The 449-nt window shown below is 61.0% G+C and carries 2 protein-coding genes; both read left to right on the top strand.

Annotation, left to right across the window (positions count from 1 at the left end; translation table 11 throughout):
* Positions 1-221, top strand: a 221-nt coding sequence (locus AB4Z35_RS30525) for a T6SS immunity protein Tli4 family protein (protein WP_442101233.1), incomplete at its 5' end; no start/stop codon positions are given.
* Positions 211-449 (top strand): hypothetical protein (locus AB4Z35_RS30520; RefSeq protein WP_442101232.1); only part of this gene is annotated, 239 nt, incomplete at its 3' end. The genes AB4Z35_RS30525 and AB4Z35_RS30520, both read left to right, overlap by 11 nt.

The raw sequence follows: 449 nt of genomic DNA, 5'->3' as shown, positions 1-449 counted from the left end.
GGCCAAGGCCGGTTACGGAAGTGCACGGGCACGTCTTTACGCTCGAAGGAAACGCACGCTCAGATGATGTTCTGGCACCGTTCGTACGACTCAATATGGAGACAGCGAACCCACTCCCAAGCGATGAAAAGCTCGAACGCGCATCGCTGACGGACGCCGAGGCCCTCGCGGTCTGGGACGCCATCTCCCGAACCCTGCGGCCCCGGCCGAATGCCTTCTGAGCGCGCCGCGATGATGAAACGATATGTGGTGATCAGCGCGCTCGCGGGCGTAGCGCTTGTGCTGCCGGCTTGTGCGAAATCCCCTTCATTGACGGCTCAGGAACAACAGACAGTGAATGCCCTGACTACCAACCTAATCCCGCGTTGTGTGGGACGCCATCTTATCGATTTGCCCGCCGGCGTGACGGTCAAAGGGTCCGCCACTGTGGAAAGCGCACGGCTCGAGAC

This window comes from Pseudomonas sp. KB_15, from assembly GCF_052114525.1.
Taxonomy (GTDB): domain Bacteria; phylum Pseudomonadota; class Gammaproteobacteria; order Pseudomonadales; family Pseudomonadaceae; genus Aquipseudomonas.
The sequence above is the reverse complement of the archived record's forward strand: the minus strand, read 5'-3'. Positions and strand labels throughout refer to the sequence as shown.